The organism is Labrys sp. 22185, assembly GCF_052045555.1.
GTDB lineage: Bacteria > Pseudomonadota > Alphaproteobacteria > Rhizobiales > Labraceae > Labrys > Labrys neptuniae.
Genome location: NZ_JBQEPH010000008.1, coordinates 70,429 through 87,315 on the forward strand (window position 1 = coordinate 70,429; position 16,887 = coordinate 87,315).

A 16,887-nucleotide genomic window follows, 5' to 3' on the forward strand; every position below is an offset into this window, starting at 1 on the left:
GTCCCGAAGGCCAGCCCACCGCATCATGCCACTCACTTGCATTCCGTCTGCGGCAGGAAATCGAGCGACACCATCGTTCCCTTCAGGCGGAAATCGCCATAATCCAGGGTCAGGCTGCCTGAAATGCCATCGGCATAGAGCTCGAAGGACATGGTATAGACGGGGGTCTCCTCGCCGACGGCTTTCTTGGTCGGGTCGAAATAGGAAATCGTCACGGGCCAGCGATCGACGCCATCGAGTTGCTTGGCCTTGGCCTCGACGCCTTCGCGCGGCTTGTCGGGGCCGATCTTGGCACCGATCACCGCGAGGGTGTTGTAGATCTTCTGGCCGCCATCCGATCCATCATAGACCTGGCTCTCGAACACATGCTCGCCGGCCCGCGCCGCCAAGACGATCGCCTTCATCTGGCCCGTAGGGAAGAGAACCCGGTCGGACAGATCGAATTTGGTGGATTTGGGCTTCTTCAGCGCGACGCCGACCGTGCCGCTCTCGGCCCGGTTGGCCTGGCCATCGACGCTGCCATCCAGCTTCTGGTTGGTGAAATTCTGGGAATTGAAGCGGAAATTGCGCCCCTTCTCATCCTCGAACGTGGTGGAGCGCAGATCCGAGGTGTTGACGCCGCCGCCGCTCAGGCCGATTTCGGTGACCTGCCGGAAATTGAGCGCATAGCCGCTGCAGGCATTGCCCGAAAAATCATACACGATGCGCCCGCGCATGCTGTCGACGCTCGACTGGTCCTTGCGGCGGTCGAGATTGAGGTCGTAGACGGCCCGGTGCGCGACGAAGGGAACGGTCGCCGCCGCGGGGATCGCAGCGCTTGCCGCCGCCTTCTGGGGTGCAACGCTGTCCTGCGCCAGGGCCATCCCCGGCACAGCCAGGAAGAGCACGGCCGGCAGAAGCACGATCCTTGGATGGACCGGAAGTGTCATCCGCATGAAGCAAATTTCCGTTTCAAAAATCGGCATTACCATAAGTGGCATGCCCTGATGCCACAATGCTCAAAGAGCCTGCCAATCATGACGGAATTAGGCCCAAAGATTGTGCCATTCCACATTCATCAACAACACCGTTTACGATCCGTTCGCGGCCGCGATACGAACATGCCATAATGAGCCGAACTGCGAATCGCCAAGCAGAGTTGGTGCGCTTCACNAGTGAAGCGCACCAACTCTGCAAATGTCCGAAATCTTGCGGGTTATCCCTGATCGAACCTGCGATTCGATCAGGGATAACCCGCTCAGCGAAACGCATTGTGCGAGATACCGACTGCATGAGTGATACCTCCGATCTGTTCGGGAGCGACAAGCCCGCCCAATCCAAGACGAGCACCGACAAGGCTGAGAATACGAAGCGCCCCTCGACCCAGTCGATCGCGGCCGCCTTGAAAGCGGGCCTTGCCCCCAAGCCCGCCGCGGCGAAAGGCGGCGAGGACGGCTATGGCGCTTCCTCCATCCGCGTGCTCGAGGGCATCGAAGCCATTCGCATGCGCCCCGGCATGTATATCGGCTCGACAGGGCCGGAAGGCGACGGCCTGCACCATCTCTTCGCCGAGGTGATCGACAACTCGATGGACGAAGCTGTGGCCGGCCATGCCACCTTCATCGATGTCGAGCTCACCGCCGATGGCTTCGTCTCGATCACCGACAATGGGCGCGGTATCCCGGTCGAGCCCCATCCCCAATTTCCGGACGAGTCGACCCTGCAGGTCGTGATGACCAGGCCGCATTCGGGCGGCAAGTTCAACTCAGACGCCTACCAGACCTCCGGCGGCCTCCACGGCATCGGCGTCACTGCGGTGACCGCCCTGTCGGAGCTCATGGAGGTGGAGGTGGCGCGGGGGCGCGAACTTCACCGCCAGCGTTTTGCCCGCGGCGTGCCGCTCGGCCCGGTCGAGCATATCGGTGCTGCCCCCAATCGCCGCGGCACCCGCGTGCGCTTCAAGCCGGACATCGAGATCTTCAAGCACGGCATCGCCTTCGATCCCATGCGCCTGTTCAAGATGGCGCGCTCCAAGGCCTATCTCTTTCGCGGCGTCGAGATCCGCTGGAAATGCGCGCCGGAACTGCTGGCCGGCCACAGCGACGTACCGGCCGAGGAGAGCTTCAAATTCCCGCGTGGCCTGGAAGACTATCTGCGCTCGGCCAGCGAGGGCCTCGAACTCGTCACCGAGCAGATGTTCTCCGGCCGCGTGCCCAAGCCGGAGGGACACGGTTCGGTGGAATGGGCCATCGGCTGGTTCGCCGAGGACGAAGGCTATGTCTCCTCCTATTGCAACACCGTGCCCACCCGCGAAGGCGGTACCCATGAGGCGGGCCTGCGCATCGCCCTGCTGCGCGGCCTGAAGGATCATGCCGAGCGGATCGGCAACAAGCGCGCCAACCAGCTCACCACCGAAGACGTGATGGCCTGCACGGCCGCCATGCTCTCGGTGTTCATCCGCGAGCCGGAATTCTCGTCCCAGACCAAGGCCAAGCTGGTGACCACGGAAGCCAGCCGCATCGTCGAGCAGGCCTTGAAGGATGCCTTCGACCATTGGCTGGCCTCGATGCCCTCCCAGGCCGCCAAGCTGCTCGACTTCGTGGTCGAAAGGGCCGAGGAGCGCCTGCGCCGCCGGGCCGAGAAGGACGTGGCCCGCAAGACCGCCACGCGCAAGCTGCGCCTGCCCGGCAAGCTCGCGGATTGCTCGAACAATGCCGCGCAAGGCTCTGAATTATTTATCGTCGAAGGTGATTCCGCCGGCGGCTCCGCCAAGCAGGCGCGTGACCGCGCCAACCAGGCGGTGCTCCCCTTGCGCGGCAAGATCCTCAACGTCGCCAATGCCGGCAAGGACAAGCTCGCCCAGAACCAGCAATTGCAAGATCTGGGGCAGGCGCTCGGCTGCGGCATGGGCACGCAATATCGCGACGATGATCTGCGCTACGAGAAGATCATCATCATGACGGACGCCGACGTCGACGGCGCCCATATCGCTTCGCTGCTGATCACCTTCTTCTGGCGCCAGATGCCGCGCCTGATCGAGCGCGGGCACCTTTATCTCGCCGCCCCGCCGCTTTACCGCCTGACGCAGGGTACCAAATCGCTCTATGCGCGCGACGATGCCCATAAGGACGAGCTGGTGAAATCGGCCTTCAAGCCCAATCAGAAGATCGAGATCGGCCGCTTCAAGGGCCTGGGCGAGATGATGCCGGCGCAGTTGAAGGAAACCACCATGGACCCCAAGAAGCGCACGCTTCTCAAGGTGATGGTGGTTGACGAGGAGCGCGCTGAAACCTCCAGCTCGGTGGAACGGCTGATGGGCAACAAGCCCGAAGCCCGTTTCGCCTTCATCCAGGAACAGGCGGCCTTCGCCGGCGAACTGGTCGATATCTGAGACCGAGTGGCATTGGCGTGCTCCCGACAGGGGAGCACTTCTCCGGGTGCGCGGACGTCTCGTCCGCCTTTCTCTGCAAACGAAGCGGTCCAGGAACGGGTGAAACGTCCGCGCACCCGGGCATTCGCCGCGTCGAGGCTCAGGTCTCGAAATCGCCGAAGATGTCCTGGAGCCGCGTCAGTTGTTCGACACGCTCGCTGACCTCCTCGCCCAGCACGACGATGACATTGCTCAGCATCAGGTCGAGCACGGCCGTGATCGTCGCCGCCCCGTCCCAGAGCGGGCCGTGGGATCCCGGCACCACCAGGCAGATATCGGAGACTTCCGCGCCCCAGGGGCAGAATTCGTCGGTGATCATCACCACCTTCACGCCGGCGCGGCGCGCCTCGATCGCCAGGGGCCGCGCCTTGGAGGCGAAGCGGCGGACGTCATGCAGGAAGAGCAGCCTGCCGCTCACCGAGCCGTCGAGCAGTTCGGCATAGGTGCCGTTCAGCCCGTCAACGAATTGCACGCGCGGCCGCGTGTAGGAGAGCTGGCTGGCGAAATATTGGGCGATGCCCCGCACATTCTGATAGGCGGCGACATAGACCTCGCTTGCGCCGACCAGGGCCTCGATGGTCTGTTGCCATTCGGCCGAGGTCGTCAGCCCGTAGATCTGGCCGAGATTGTCGATCTGCTGCTGGATCAGGCCGGCCAGCAGCTTGCCGCCGCTGATATCTTCGCGCAGCCGGTCGACCGGTCCCTTCACCTGCCAGGCCGGATTGGAGCTGCCGCGCCGCAATTCACGCTTGAGCTGGTCGAGACCGTCGAAGCCCATGCGCCGGAGAAAACGCCCCACCGTCATCGGCGACAGCTCAAGGCGTTCGGCAATCGACTTGGCAGTCTCGAACGGAAGATCGGCGATGTTCCGTTCGAGATAATTGGCGATCAGCTTGTCGGACTTCGACCGCCGCAATGCCTCGTCTTGCAGGAGCTTCAGGATACGTTGCGCCACATCACCTCCCCAGGGCGTGCCGTCGGCCTCACTGGGCCGTCTTGACCTTGGTCCAGACGCGGTCCAGCTGGCGAATGCCGGGGCCGAGATCCTGGAAGATCTGCAGCCTCTGCATGGTTTCCTGCGGCGGATTGATCTCCTTGCTATTCTTGATGTTGTCGGGGGTCAATTGCCGGGCCGGCAGATTGGGCGTGCCGTTGGTCTGCTGCGAGACGTTCAGGGCCGCAATCTCGGGCCGGGTGTAGAATTGCAGGAACTTGATGGCGTTCTGCTTGTTCGGCGCCGATTTGAGGACGCAGATATCCTCCTGATACATGGTGGCCCCCTCCTCCGGGATCACGAAGCCGAGATCCTTGGGGTTGCCGAAGACGTCGATCATCGCGCCGATGAAGAAATGCGCCGCAGCGACATCGCCCGCCCCCACCATCGGGCGTGCGTCATAGGTGAAGGCGGCAACCTGCGGCTTCATGGCGATCATGGTCTCGGCCGCCTGCTGCAGTTCGGCCGGATCGGTCGAGTTGACCTTGTGGCCGTTGAGGATCAGTCCGACCGCGAGCACCTCGCGCATGTCGTCGAGCAGGGTGAATTTCAGGCCCTTCGCCTTCACGGTGGCGAGCAGATCCTTCCAACCGGTGACATCCTTGCCCAGCACCTTGCGATTATAGAGTATGCCGACCGAACCGAAGGCATAGGGCAGGCAATATTCGCCCTTCGGATCGCTCTTGGCCCTGAGGAAGCTGGGCTCGATATTCTTGAAACCCTCATAGGTGTCGATATCGGTCTTCTCGAGGAGACCGAGCTTGTCCATGATGTCCTGCATGTGGACCGACGGAAAGACGATGTCGTAGCCCGTCGCCCCGCCCTGGATCTTGGCGAGCATCTCTTCGTTGGAAGAGTAGGTGGAGAGATTGACCTTGATCTTGGTCTCTTCCTCGAACTTCTTCAGCACTGCCGGATTGATGTATTCGCCCCAATTATAGACGTTGAGCTCCTCCGCCCGGGCGCTGCCCGCCGCCAGCAGCGCCGCCATCGACAGGGCCAGGCCTGCGCACCAGGCGCGCCGCTTCGTCCGGCCTCGAGCGGCCGCATCAATGGTCTTGGTCATCGAAATTCTCCTCTGGTGACTTGCGCCCGGCACGAACCTCCAGGGTCCGATTTTCCTTCGCGCTTTGCAGGCCACGGCTTCTGTCGGCCGTTGACTTCACCCGATAAATGGTATCCAAATATCTTAACATAACAAGAGTTATTTTGATAACATTCCGAGGGAAGACAGATGCAGGACCAGATCGTCCGGCTGGTGGGAGCGGCCAAGGCCTTCCCCACCCCGGAAGGGCGCAGCGTGACGGCACTGGACGCGATCGATCTCGATGTGCGCCGCAATGAGTTCCTGACGCTTCTGGGGCCCTCCGGCTGCGGCAAGACCACGCTGCTTCACGCCATCAGCGGTTTCGTCGAGCTCGATTCGGGAAGGATCCTCATCGACGGGGAGGACATGACCGAGCGCCCGCCCTATCGCCGCCCCGTCAATACCGTCTTCCAGAACTACGCCCTCTTCCCGCATATGACGGTGGGCGAGAACACCGGCTATGCCCTCGAAATCGCCGGCGTCGGCAAGGCCGAGCGCCTGCAGCGCGTCACCGCCGCATTGCGCATGGTCGGCCTGGACGGCACCGAAAGCCGGCGGCCGCGCCAGCTATCCGGCGGCCAGCAGCAGCGCGTCGCCCTCGCCCGGGCCATCATCGCCCGGCCCAAGCTCGTCCTTCTGGACGAACCCTTGTCGGCGCTCGACAAGAATCTGCGCCAGGCCATGCAGATCGAGCTCAAGACGCTGCAGCACGAGCTCGGCATCTCCTTCATCTTCGTGACCCACGACCAGCAGGAAGCCCTGACCATGTCCGATCGCGTGGCCGTGCTTTCAGGCGGCCGCATCCAGCAACTCGACACGCCGCGCAACGTCTACGACCACCCCGCCAATGTTTTCGTCGCTACCTTCGTGGGCGCCAGCAACCTGTTCGAGGGCGAGGTCCGGGGTGATGAACTGGTGACGGAAGACGGCACGACGATCCGCCATCGCACGGTGCGGACGCCGGCATCCGGCAACGCCACCGCACTGATCCGCCCCGAGCAGTTCCTCCTGGCTGACAATGCCGCCAGTCTTCCCGGCCTCGATATCGAGCTCAGGCAGATCGTCTTCGTCGGCTCGTCCTTCGAATTGTTCGGGCATACGGTACAGGGCAGGCCGATTGTGGTCGAAGTGCCTGCCACGCGCCGCGAGGCCGTCGGAGCCATCGAGCAAAGCCGCCGGGCGCGGATCTCCTACGATCCCGACGCCGTCCATCTCATCGAGCCGAGCGCGAGCGCCTGACATGTCCATCGCCAGCCGCCGCCGCGTCGAACTTTCCCTGCTGCTCGGTCCTGTCAGCGTTTTCCTCGCGCTCTTCTTCCTGGTGCCGCTTGCCATCATGATGGTCACCAGTTTCCTCGCCCCGGGCCTCTATGGCGGGGTGGAATGGAGCTTCTATCCGCATAATTTCGGGCGCATCCTCGGCTTTGCCGATCCGGCCTTCGAGGAATTCGATCCGATCTACATCGCGATCTTCCTGCGCTCCCTGAAGATCGCCGCCTTCACGGTGCTGACCGCCTTGACCGTGTGCTATCCGGCTGCCTTCTGCATCGCCGGCCTGCCGGCGCGCTGGAAGAATTTCTGTCTCTTCCTGATCACCCTGCCCTTCTTCACCAGCCTGATCGTGCGCCTGTTCGTCTGGGTGCTGATCCTGCGCCAGACCGGCCTGGTCAACGAGGCGCTGCTGTCGAGTGGACTGATCGCCCGTCCGCTCGATCTGATCTACACCGACGGCGCCATCATCTTAGGCATGGTCTATGTCTACATCCCCTTCATGTTCATGCCGGTCTATGCCAGCGTCGAAAAGCTCGACTGGACGCTGGTGCGCGCCTCGCTCGATCTCGGCGCCGGACCGGTCCGCACCTTCCTGCGCATCATCCTGCCTTTGACCGCACCCGGCATCGCCGGCGGCGCCATCATCGTCTTCATCCCGGCGCTCGGCAATTTCGTGGTGCCGGCCATTCTCGGCGGCGCCAAGGTGATGATGCTCGGCAACCTGATCGAGCAGCAATTCCTCTCCGCCCGCAACTGGCCCTTCGGCTCAGCGCTGGCCATGATGGTGATGAGCGTGATGCTCGTGCTGCTGATCGTCTATGTCTTCGCCTCCAGCCGCCGCCCCGCGGCGGCGATCCAGGGAGGCAAGGCATGAAAGCCGTCCGCTTCCTCGCCCGTGGCGGCCTCGTCGCCTATACGGCCCTGTTCTTCGCCTTCATCTATGTGCCTCTCGCGGTCATCGCGGTCTATTCGTTCAACGCCAATCCGGTGAACATGATGACCTGGAGCGGCTTCACCACCGAGTGGTACGCCCAGGTCCTTGGTTTCAAGACCGCGATCTCGGAGAGCGCCCTTTATATCGAATCGACCGACCAGCTCCTGCGTGCCGTCAGGAACAGCCTCGTCATCGCCGGGGCGACCACGGCGATCGCCACCATCTTCGGCACGGCGCTCGCCATCGCCCTGCACCGCTATGCCTTCTTCGGTGCCCGCTTCTATCGAGCCTCGCTGTTCATGCCCATGCTGATGCCGGACATCGTGCTCGGCATCGCCCTCTTGATCTTCTTCGTCAATGCCGGCATCGAGCTCGGGCTGAAGACGATCATCATCGGCCAGTGCACCTTCCTGATCTCCTATGTCTTCATCGTCGTCTCGGCCCGGCTCGCCGGCATGGACCGCACGCTGGAGCACGCTTCGGCCGATCTCGGCGCCAATGAATGGACGACCTTCCGCAAGGTGGTGTTTCCGCAGCTTCTGCCCGGCATCGTCGGGGGGGCGTTGCTCGCCTTCATCATCTCGATGGACGATCTGGTGATCACCTATTTCATCGCCGGCGTCGACGTCACCACCTTGCCGATGTTCATCTTCGCCATGCTTCGCCGCGGCATCAAGCCGGAGATCAACGCGATCGCCGTGATGATGCTCGCCTTCTCCTTCGTGGTCGCCTCGCTCGGCCTCTACCTCCGCTCCCGCCAGAATTGACCAGCATGACACAAGCCAATCCTCCCGGGCGCAAGCCCCGTGCCCGCGACCTTGGCCTGCCTTTCTCCGGCAGGACAGGGCCACACAATGCCATCACCGATGTCGAAGGCGTGGCCGTCGGCTTCACCACGATCCTGGAAGACAGTCCCCGCCCTGGTCGCAAGCGGCCTTTGCGCACGGGCGTCACCGCCATCCTGCCGCATGCCTCCTCGCCGACGCCGGTGCCTGTTTACGCCGGCGTGCACCGCTTCAACGGCAATGGCGAGATGACCGGCACGCATTGGATCGAGGATGGCGGCAGCTTCATCGGGCCAGTCGTGATCAGCAACACCCACGCCATCGGCATGGCGCATCACGCCACGGTGAAATGGATGCTCGAGCGCTATGCCTCGACCTATGACACCGACGATTTCCTCTGGATCATGCCCGTCATCGCCGAGACCTATGACGGGGTGTTGAACGATATCAACGCCCTTGCCGTGTCCGAAGCCGATGTCCGCGCCGCCCTGGACAGCGCCGCCGGCGGCCCGGTCCGCGAAGGCAATTGCGGCGGCGGCACCGGCATGATCACCTATGGCTTCAAGGGCGGCACCGGCACGGCCTCACGCATCGTCGACTATGACGGCACCGCCTATACCATCGGCACGCTGGTGCAGGCCAATCACGGCCAGCGCGATTGGCTGACCATTCGCGGCGTGCCGGTGGGCGAGCATCTTCGCGACGGCACGCCGCAGAGCCAAATGCAGGAGCGCGGCTCGATCATCGTCATCATCGCCACCGACCTGCCGCTTGCCCCGCACCAGCTCCAGCGCCTGGCACGCCGGGCTGCCATCGGCATCGGCCGTAACGGCACGCCCGGCGGCAACAATTCCGGCGACATCTTCCTGGCCTTCTCCACCGCCAACGCCAGACCCATGCTGCACCGTGCCCCGTCGCGTTTCGGCATCGAGATCCTTAACGACGAACGGCTCGATCCGGCCTATCTCGCCGTGGTCGACAGCGTCGAGGAGGCCGTGGTCAACGCCATGCTCGCCGCCGAGGATGCCGGCGGCACGCCCTATGATCGTTTCCTGATCAAGGCCCTGCCGCACCCGCTCCTGATGGAGCTGATGCGGCGCTATGGTCGGGTGGCGTGAGGGCTTGCACTTTCAGCGCAAGGGCAACCGCTTGTAGCGACCCGGCTCTTCCGGGTCGTGATGCTGGCTGTAAGGCCCCTCCTCCAGGAACAGCCTGTGACAGAAGGCGAGCTTGTCCTTCGACAGGGTGACGCCGAGGCCGGGTCCTTCCGGTACGGCGACGAGATTGTCGACCGGCGCGAAGACCCCCTCCTCCACCACGTCGTAAGGCTGCATGCGAAACAGCGACTGGCTGGGCTCGCGCAGATGGGAGAAGGCAGCGCTCAGATGCAGATAGACGGCGCTGCCGATGCCGGTATTGGCGCTGTAGCACCAGAAATCGATGCCCATCGCCTCGCAGGCGCCGATGAAGCGCACGGTGCGGCCGATGCCGCCATGCACGTTGACGTCGGTGACGATGGCATCGGGCACGCCGAGCGCCACTGCCTTCTGGATATCGACATTGTGCCCCGAGAAGGGAATGGCGGTGTGCCGGCGCAGGCTCGCCATCTCCTCGAAGGTGGCGCAGGGCTCCTCCCAGTTGCGGATGTCGAGATCCTCGATGCGGCTGGCGATGCGTTTGGCCTCCGTCACCGAATAGGCCATGTTGGAATCGATGCGGATGATCGCATCGGGTCCGAGCTGCCGGCGCATCAGCCTGAGCGCCTCGATGCTCGGCTCGGGATCGCGGGTGCAGAGCTTGCCCTCGAAGATGGTGGTGCCGAACCGCTCCTTCAGGCCAACGCAATAGTCCGCCACGGCCTCCGGCGTGAGTTCGCCGCCCTTGCCGTTTCTGGCCTGGCGAAAGCCGAAATAGTCGGCGAAGGCGATCTTCTTGCGCACGGCCCCGCCGAGCAGGTCGTAGAGCGGGCGGCTCGCCGCCTTGCCCTTGATGTCCCACAGCGCCGTCTCGATGGCGGCGAAGGCCCGGATCGAGGCGAAGTCGACATTGGAGGTCACGCCGCGCCAACTCGGCAGGCTGGCGAGTTCGGCGCCGGCGACGTCATGGGCATCGCGCCCGATCAGGGCCGGCGTCATCCGCTCGACGATGGCGCAGGCCTGCCAGGAGGCGGCTTCGCCGAGCCCGGTGATGCCTTCGTCCGTCTCCACCTCGACGACGCAGCGCGAGGATCCCGGCAGCCAGCCAAAGGACCACCAATACGGCGCCTCGATCGGCAGGTTGATCGGCGTGGCACGGATGGCGGTGATCTTCATGGGATGGGGGTCCTGGCGGGCTGGGAGAGGTAAGCTGTGGCGGGGATGAGGAGGATTGGCAAGTACCCTGGGAGCGCGGACTTCCAGTCCGCTCTTGGAAACGCCGCCTTATCAGAAGAAAGAGGCGGACAGGATGTCCGCGCTCCATGCACCTATTCCAATCGGCGCCGGAACAGCCAGCTGGCCGCCGCCAGCGAAACGGCCGCGATGACTGCCATCGGCCAAGTGTTGGCGAGCACGGCGTCGAAAGGCAGGTCGCGCAGGAACACGCCCTTCACGATCACCAGGAAATAGCGCAGCGGGTTGATCACCGTGATCGGCTGCAGCCAGGCCGGCATGTTCTCGATCGGCGTGGCGAAGCCGGACAGCAGCATGGCCGGCACCAGAAAGAGGAAGGCCCCGAGAATGGCCTGCTGCTGGGTGGTCGACAGGGCCGAGATGAACAGGCCGATGCCGGCCACGGCGAGGAGATAGAAGACCGCGCTGCCGTAGAGCAGCAGCAGGGAGCCGCGTAGTGGCACCCCGAAGATCAGGACGGCGGCCACGATGTAGACGGTCAGATGGAAGGTGCCGATCAGCATGGGCGGCAGCACCTTGCCCAACATGATTTCATGCGTCCGCAACGGCGAGACCATGAGCTGATCGAAGGTGCCGAGTTCCCGCTCGCGCGCGATCGACAAGGCCGTGACGATCAGCCCGATCAGGAGCGCGATGGCCGCCACCAGATTGGGCACCATGAACCATTGGAAGATCAGGTTCGAGTTGAACCAGTTGCGCGCGACCACGTCGATGGCCTGCCCTCCGGCCGCTTTGCCGAGGGCGGTATCGGCGCCGAGGCCGGCGGCGATCTGGTTGAGATAGCCCGCCACGATCTGGGAGGCATTGGACTTGCGGCCATCCAGGACGAGGCCGAGATCGGCCGGCCGGCGCGCCTCGATGTCGCGCGAGAAGGTCGGGCCGATCTCGATGGCGGCGATGACCTCCTGCCTGTCGATGGCGGTGCGCAGTTCTCCCGGATCCTGCGTGCGGCGGACGGAACGGAAGGTGGGCGAGCCTTCGACGCGCCAGATGAGCTCCTGGCTCCAGGCGCCATTGTCGCGGTTGAGCACGAGAACATCGACATTCTTCACCTCCAGCGTGGCGGCGAAAGAAAACACCAGGAGCTGGAGAATGGGCGGCACCACCAGGATGATGCGGCTCTTGGGATCGCGCAAAATCCCCAGCAACTCCTTGATGATCAGGGCCTTGAGGCGAATCCAGGCCATCTCAGCCGATCCTCTTGCGGGTGCTGCGGGCCGCAGCCAGGAAGAAGACGAAGCCGATGAACAGCATCACCGCGATGGCCTTGAGAAACATCGGCCAGATGTCTCCGGCCAGGAACACCGATTGCAGGCTGGGAATCAGATAGCGCACGGGCAGGATCAAGGTGATCCACTGGATTACCTGAGGCATCGAATTGATCTCGAACAGGAAGCCCGACAGCAGGAAGGCCGGCAGGAAGGCCGAGATCAAGGCGAGTTGCGAAGCCAGGAACTGGTTCTTGGTGGCGGCCGAGATCAGGAGCCCTTGTCCAAGCGCCGGGATCAGGAAGCTCGCCGACAGGGCATAGAGCGCCAGCAGTGAGCCCCGGAACGGCACGCCGAACAGCAGGACCGCCACCAGCACGCACAGGGTCATCGAAGTCAGGCCGAGCAGAAAATAGGGTATGAGCTTGCCGGCCAGCAATTCAGCGGCGCTGACCGGCGTCGCCATCATCGCCTCCATGGTGCCGCGCTCCCATTCGCGGGCCACCACCAGCGAGGTCAACAGCGTGCCGATCAGCGCCATGACGATGGCGATGGAGCCGGGAACCAGGAAGTTTCGGCTGGTCAGCTCGGGGTTGAACCAGAAGCGCTGTTCCACCTCGATCGCCGGCCGGCCGACGCCGCGCTCGCCGCCCCGGATCGCCGCCCAGCTGGCGATGACGCCGCGGGCATAGTTCTGCACGAAATTCGCATTGTTCGGATCGGAGCCGTCGACGAGGACCTGGATCGCTGGCCCGGTGGCGGAGGCGAAATCGGCGGCAAAAGTCGAGGGAATGACGATGATACCCTTGATCCGGCCGAGGATCAGCGCCTCCTCGAAGTCGCGCCGGTCATGCCCCTGCTCGACCTCGAAATAGCCGGAGGCCTGGAAACTCGCGGCAATGTCACGGGTCAAAGGCGACGGATCCTCGACCACCAGCCCCACCCGGGTGCGGGTGGCGTCGAGCGACACGCCATAGCCGAAGAGGAAGAGCAGAATCAGGGGCAACACGAAGGCGATCAGGATGGAGCTGGGATCGCGGACGATCTGATAGCTTTCCTTGCGAACCAGGGCGGCGAAGCGCAGCAGCCGGGCGGAGCGGTCCGCCGCGACGGATGGCTGCGCGGTTTCCCCCGCCGCCGTAGAGCGCCCTGGTCCGTGCTCGCTCATGCCGCCTTGGCCTCCGAACCCTTGGCCTCCGAACCCTGCACGAGCGCGACGAAGGCATCCTCCATGGTCGGATCGGGATTGCCGGCATCGGCCACCCGTGCCTTGAGTTCGTCAGGCGAACCCAGCGCGATCGAACGCCCGCGATAGATCAGCGAAATCCGGTCGCAATATTCGGCCTCATCCATGAAATGGGTGGTGACCAGCACGGTCACGCCCTTTTCGACCAGCGCATTGATATGGGTCCAGAATTCGCGCCGCGTGATCGGATCGACACCTGATGTCGGCTCGTCGAGGAAAAGCGCTTCGGGCTCATGCATGACGGCGCAGGCGAGCGCCAGGCGCTGTTTGAGGCCGAGCGGCAGATCCTTGGCGGACATGCTCCGGCGCCCTCCGAAATCGAAGATCTCGGTCATCAGTTCGATGCGCTCGCGTTTGCGCGCGCCGGTCAGGCCATAGACGCCGGCAAAGAAGGCGAGATTCTGCGCCACGCTGAGATCGCCATAGAGCGAGAATTTCTGGGCCATGTAGCCCAGGCGATTGCGGGCCTCGGCCGAGTCGCGCCTGAGGTCGAAGCCGGCGACGCGCCCCTCGCCACCGGTGGGCTTGAGCAAGCCGCACAGCATCTTGAAGGTGGTGGACTTGCCGGCACCGTTCGGTCCCAGGAGCCCGAAGATCTGGCCGCGTGGGATCTCGAAGGAAATGTCCTGTGCGGCGGCGAAATCGCCAAAATGCTTGGTCAACCCCCGCGCCTCGATCACGGGCTGGCCTTCCTCGACGGGCAGCGCCCGCGTCGCCTCGGCAAGGAGCGAGCGTCCGCCGGGGCCGCCGCCGAGCAGGTCGACGAAGGCATCCTCGAAGCGCGGCTGTATCGGCTGCGGCTTTGCGCGGGCACCCGCGGCGCGCGCCGCCTCCTCGGCAAGGCCTGCCTCCTGCCCGGTCACCAGCCGGATGGCCTGGCCCTGAATGACGCCGTCGACGACCCCCGGCACGGCGAGCGCCCGCGACAGCGCCGGACGGCGGCGGCCCTCGATATCGCCGAGACGGAACACCCGGCCTTCGACCTTGCCGGTAAGTTCGGAGGGCACGCCGGTAAACAGCAGCTTGCCCCGATTCAGCAAGAGCACGCGGTCGCAGGCCTGGGCCTCGTCGAGATAGGCGGTGGACCAGACGACGCCGATGCCCTCATGGGTCAGGTCCTCCACCATCTTCCACAGGTCCCGCCGCGAAATCGGGTCGACGCCGACTCCGGGCTCGTCGAGCAACAGCAGGCGCGGCTTCTTGAGAAGCGCGCAGGCGAGGCCGAGCTTCTGCTTCATGCCGCCGGATAGCCGTCCCGCCAGGCGCGTGGTGAAGGAGGCCAGATCGGTGAAGGTGAGGAGTTCATCGAAGGTGGCGGCGCGTTCCGTTTTCGGCAGCCCGCGCAGATCGGCGTAGAGATCGAGATTCTCCTGCACCGAGAGGTCCTCATAGAGACCGAAGCGCTGGGGCATGTAGCCGATCGCCGCCTGGATCGAGGCCGCATCGCGGGCGGTGTCGAAGCCGAGCACCCGCAGGCTTCCCTGATCGGGCAGCATCAGGCCCGTCATCAGGCGGATCAGCGTGGTCTTGCCGGCACCGTCGGGGCCGACAAGCCCGGTGATCTCGCCCGGCCGGATCGAAGCCTCGATGCCGTCGAGCGCCTGGATCGCCTCGCCGAAGCGCTTGCTGACACCGCAAATCTGGACGACCGCGTCGGTCATGATCCCTAGCCTTTCAGGGCTTGCCGCCCGGCTCGGCGGCCGTATCGGCGAGGCGCACCGTCACCGGCATGCCCTGCAGGAGCGCATTGTCGGGCTCGTCGACCACGATGCGCAGGCGATAGACCAGATCGGTGCGCAGTTCCGGCGTCTCCACCGTCTTCGGCGTGAATTCGGCGACCGGTGAGATGAACCCCACGCGTCCCTTGTAGCGCTTGGCCGGATCGGTATCCGAGCGCACTTCCACCATCGTACCGGTATGGACGCGCCCGAGATCGGTTTCGGCGATGAAGGCCCGGATCCAAACGGGTTTGGTGAGCGACAGCACGAAAGCGATGTCGTTGGGCGCCAGGATCGCTCCCTTCTCGTGGACGCGCGAGAGGATGACGCCATCGGCGGGGGCAACCAGGATCGTATCGGCGGTGGTCGTCCGGGCAGAGGCGAGATTGGCCTCCGCTGCCTCCAGGCTGGCCTTGGCAGCCGCGATATCCTCAGCGCGCGTGCCCAACTCCAGCAGGGTCAGGGCTTCCTTGGCCGCGTCGACCCGGGCTTGTGCCGCATCACGCGCGGCGACCGCCTGGTCGAGACCGCCCTGGGAAACGGTGCCGCTCGGCCGAAGCTGGAAGGACCGGGTGTAGCTTTGTTCGGCATTGATGAGATCGGCCTGGCGTTCGGCGAGTACGGCCTTGGCCTGTGCGATCTCGGCAGCGCGGGGACCGGCCTCCAGCTTGGCGAGCGTGGCGCGCTGGCTGGCCGCCTGGGCCTGCGCCACCTCGACCAGGTCCTGATACGGCCTGACGTCCAGGCGAGCGAGCGTATCGCCGGCCTTCACGCTATCGCCCTCGTCCACCAGAGTCTCGGCAAGTCTGCCGCTGACGCGAAAACCGAGCTGCACTTGGCGGATGTCGACATTGCCATAGAGCACCAGTTCCTTCCCGGTGCGTTCGACCCAGCCCATGCGCTGGGGCAGATCGAACCACCAGCCGGCGAACCCGGCACCGGCGATTGCGAGCAGGACGACGGGAATGGCAGCTTTCTTCATGAGCGGCCTCCTTCCGCAACCAGCGCGGCAACGAGTTCGCCGGCATGGCGCCGTACGGTTTCGACCTCGTCGGCGCCAATGGTGTCCCAGGCGAGATGACGTTTCACGGCCGCATGCGCGACGCGGAAGACCATCAGGCCGCCGAGCAGGGAAAGGGTGCGCAGCCTGACATGGCGGGAAGTCCCCTCCTCGCCGAGGATGATGCCCACCAGCAGGCTCGCGGCCTCGAGCATGGGCTTCATCACCTGTGCAAAGATACGCTCGAAAGCCTCCGTCGGTTCCATCTGCTCGCGAATGAGGAAACGCGCCAGCGGCTCGGATATCGGTCCGATGAACAGGGTCGCCATGGTTTGGGTCAACTCGGTCAGGAAGGCCTGTGCTTCCTGCCGGTCGATGGCGCCTCCCCCGCGCGCGGCTTCGGCAAGGCGAGCCCGGATATGCCCGCCCAAACCGCCGACATGGGATGAAATCAGGTTGGCAATATGGTCCGCGGTGGCGACATAGAGCCCTTCCTTGGAGCCGAAATAGTAGGTGATCGCCTGCAGATTGACGCCGGCGGCATCCGCCAGCATGCGGGTCGAAGCACCGTCGAAGCCATAACGGCCGAACACGCCGATCGACGCATCGAGCAGCTTCTCACGGGTTGCATCGCCTCGGCCGTTCGAGGCCGGAGGAGGAGATTGTTTCTTGACCATGACGCAACCCATAGACGAAATTTGCATTTCAATCAATCGATTGAATTATACAATTGGAAGATAACACCCCGAATGACGGGCTGGCGAGGTCAAGTCTGGCGTAGGCCAGCCACACCGAGGTCCCAGGGTATTGCTGGCGACATTTTCCTTGAAACATTTCCACGGGG

14 protein-coding genes are annotated in these 16,887 nt (G+C 64.2%); 5 read left to right on the forward strand and 9 right to left on the reverse strand.

Annotated elements, in window-relative coordinates:
* Positions 1-32: 32 nt before the first annotated feature.
* Positions 33-935, reverse strand: coding sequence for a cell envelope integrity EipB family protein (locus ACTJKX_RS17180; protein ID WP_440725978.1), 903 nt, complete (start codon positions 933-935; stop codon positions 33-35).
* Between the two features lie 335 nt (positions 936-1,270).
* Between ACTJKX_RS17180 and parE the strand changes: the two genes are divergently transcribed.
* On the forward strand, positions 1,271-3,370 hold the full coding sequence (parE, locus tag ACTJKX_RS17185) for a DNA topoisomerase IV subunit B (RefSeq protein ID WP_394309375.1): 2,100 nt from the start codon (positions 1,271-1,273) through the stop codon (positions 3,368-3,370).
* Between the two features lie 139 nt (positions 3,371-3,509).
* Here parE and ACTJKX_RS17190 read toward each other — a convergent pair whose 3' ends face one another.
* Both ACTJKX_RS17190 and ACTJKX_RS17195 read right to left on the reverse strand, forming a co-directional pair.
* A complete protein-coding gene (locus ACTJKX_RS17190; protein WP_440725979.1) occupies positions 3,510-4,364 on the reverse strand; it encodes a MurR/RpiR family transcriptional regulator in 855 nt (284 codons plus the stop codon).
* Between the two features lie 28 nt (positions 4,365-4,392).
* Entirely contained in the window at positions 4,393-5,469 is a 1,077-nt protein-coding gene (locus ACTJKX_RS17195) for a polyamine ABC transporter substrate-binding protein (protein WP_440725980.1), read from the reverse strand.
* Between the two features lie 168 nt (positions 5,470-5,637).
* Here ACTJKX_RS17195 and ACTJKX_RS17200 point away from each other — a divergent pair, with 168 nt between their 5' ends.
* Genes ACTJKX_RS17200 through ACTJKX_RS17215 form a run of 4 tightly spaced genes read left to right on the forward strand, consistent with a single transcriptional unit; the run spans position 5,638 to position 9,599 of the window.
* Positions 5,638-6,729, forward strand: a complete 1,092-nt coding sequence (locus ACTJKX_RS17200; protein ID WP_440725981.1) for an ABC transporter ATP-binding protein — start codon at positions 5,638-5,640, stop codon at positions 6,727-6,729.
* A gap of 1 nt (position 6,730) precedes the next feature.
* A complete protein-coding gene (locus tag ACTJKX_RS17205; RefSeq protein ID WP_440725982.1) occupies positions 6,731-7,636 on the forward strand; it encodes an ABC transporter permease in 906 nt (301 codons plus the stop codon).
* On the forward strand, positions 7,633-8,463 hold the full coding sequence (locus ACTJKX_RS17210) for an ABC transporter permease (RefSeq protein WP_367622501.1): 831 nt from the start codon (positions 7,633-7,635) through the stop codon (positions 8,461-8,463). Before ACTJKX_RS17205 ends, ACTJKX_RS17210 begins: the two co-directional genes overlap by 4 nt.
* A gap of 5 nt (positions 8,464-8,468) precedes the next feature.
* Complete coding sequence (locus ACTJKX_RS17215) at positions 8,469-9,599, forward strand: DmpA family aminopeptidase (protein WP_440725983.1); 1,131 nt, start codon at positions 8,469-8,471, stop codon at positions 9,597-9,599.
* Positions 9,600-9,611: 12 nt separating this feature from the next.
* Here ACTJKX_RS17215 and ACTJKX_RS17220 read toward each other — a convergent pair whose 3' ends face one another.
* The 6 genes from ACTJKX_RS17220 to ACTJKX_RS17245 form a co-directional block, all read right to left on the reverse strand.
* Positions 9,612-10,793, reverse strand: coding sequence for a mandelate racemase/muconate lactonizing enzyme family protein (locus ACTJKX_RS17220; protein ID WP_440725984.1), 1,182 nt, complete (start codon positions 10,791-10,793; stop codon positions 9,612-9,614).
* Positions 10,794-10,945: 152 nt separating this feature from the next.
* Positions 10,946-12,058: an ABC transporter permease gene (locus ACTJKX_RS17225; RefSeq protein WP_440725985.1), complete on the reverse strand. Its 1,113-nt coding sequence runs from the start codon at positions 12,056-12,058 to the stop codon at positions 10,946-10,948.
* A gap of 1 nt (position 12,059) precedes the next feature.
* Positions 12,060-13,247 (reverse strand): ABC transporter permease, encoded by a 1,188-nt coding sequence (locus ACTJKX_RS17230; RefSeq protein WP_311938939.1) that lies wholly within the window; start codon positions 13,245-13,247, stop codon positions 12,060-12,062.
* Positions 13,244-14,986, reverse strand: a complete 1,743-nt coding sequence (locus ACTJKX_RS17235; protein ID WP_440725986.1) for an ATP-binding cassette domain-containing protein — start codon at positions 14,984-14,986, stop codon at positions 13,244-13,246. Before ACTJKX_RS17235 ends, ACTJKX_RS17230 begins: the two co-directional genes overlap by 4 nt.
* A gap of 13 nt (positions 14,987-14,999) precedes the next feature.
* Positions 15,000-16,025: a secretion protein HlyD gene (hlyD, locus tag ACTJKX_RS17240; protein ID WP_394309394.1), complete on the reverse strand. Its 1,026-nt coding sequence runs from the start codon at positions 16,023-16,025 to the stop codon at positions 15,000-15,002.
* Positions 16,022-16,720, reverse strand: coding sequence for a CerR family C-terminal domain-containing protein (locus tag ACTJKX_RS17245; RefSeq protein ID WP_440725987.1), 699 nt, complete (start codon positions 16,718-16,720; stop codon positions 16,022-16,024). Before ACTJKX_RS17245 ends, hlyD begins: the two co-directional genes overlap by 4 nt.
* Positions 16,721-16,887: the final 167 nt, after the last annotated feature.

Coding starts and splice junctions, on each gene's coding strand:
- ACTJKX_RS17180 (WP_440725978.1), bottom strand. CDS start 935: ATGCGGATGACACTTCCGGTCCATCCAAGGATCGTGCTTCTGCCGGCC.
- parE (WP_394309375.1), top strand. CDS start 1,271: ATGAGTGATACCTCCGATCTGTTCGGGAGCGACAAGCCCGCCCAATCC.
- ACTJKX_RS17195 (WP_440725980.1), bottom strand. CDS start 5,469: ATGACCAAGACCATTGATGCGGCCGCTCGAGGCCGGACGAAGCGGCGC.
- ACTJKX_RS17200 (WP_440725981.1), top strand. CDS start 5,638: ATGCAGGACCAGATCGTCCGGCTGGTGGGAGCGGCCAAGGCCTTCCCC.
- ACTJKX_RS17205 (WP_440725982.1), top strand. CDS start 6,731: ATGTCCATCGCCAGCCGCCGCCGCGTCGAACTTTCCCTGCTGCTCGGT.
- ACTJKX_RS17210 (WP_367622501.1), top strand. CDS start 7,633: ATGAAAGCCGTCCGCTTCCTCGCCCGTGGCGGCCTCGTCGCCTATACG.
- ACTJKX_RS17215 (WP_440725983.1), top strand. CDS start 8,469: ATGACACAAGCCAATCCTCCCGGGCGCAAGCCCCGTGCCCGCGACCTT.
- ACTJKX_RS17220 (WP_440725984.1), bottom strand. CDS start 10,793: ATGAAGATCACCGCCATCCGTGCCACGCCGATCAACCTGCCGATCGAG.
- ACTJKX_RS17225 (WP_440725985.1), bottom strand. CDS start 12,058: ATGGCCTGGATTCGCCTCAAGGCCCTGATCATCAAGGAGTTGCTGGGG.
- ACTJKX_RS17230 (WP_311938939.1), bottom strand. CDS start 13,247: ATGAGCGAGCACGGACCAGGGCGCTCTACGGCGGCGGGGGAAACCGCG.
- ACTJKX_RS17235 (WP_440725986.1), bottom strand. CDS start 14,986: ATGACCGACGCGGTCGTCCAGATTTGCGGTGTCAGCAAGCGCTTCGGC.
- hlyD (WP_394309394.1), bottom strand. CDS start 16,025: ATGAAGAAAGCTGCCATTCCCGTCGTCCTGCTCGCAATCGCCGGTGCC.
- ACTJKX_RS17245 (WP_440725987.1), bottom strand. CDS start 16,720: ATGGTCAAGAAACAATCTCCTCCTCCGGCCTCGAACGGCCGAGGCGAT.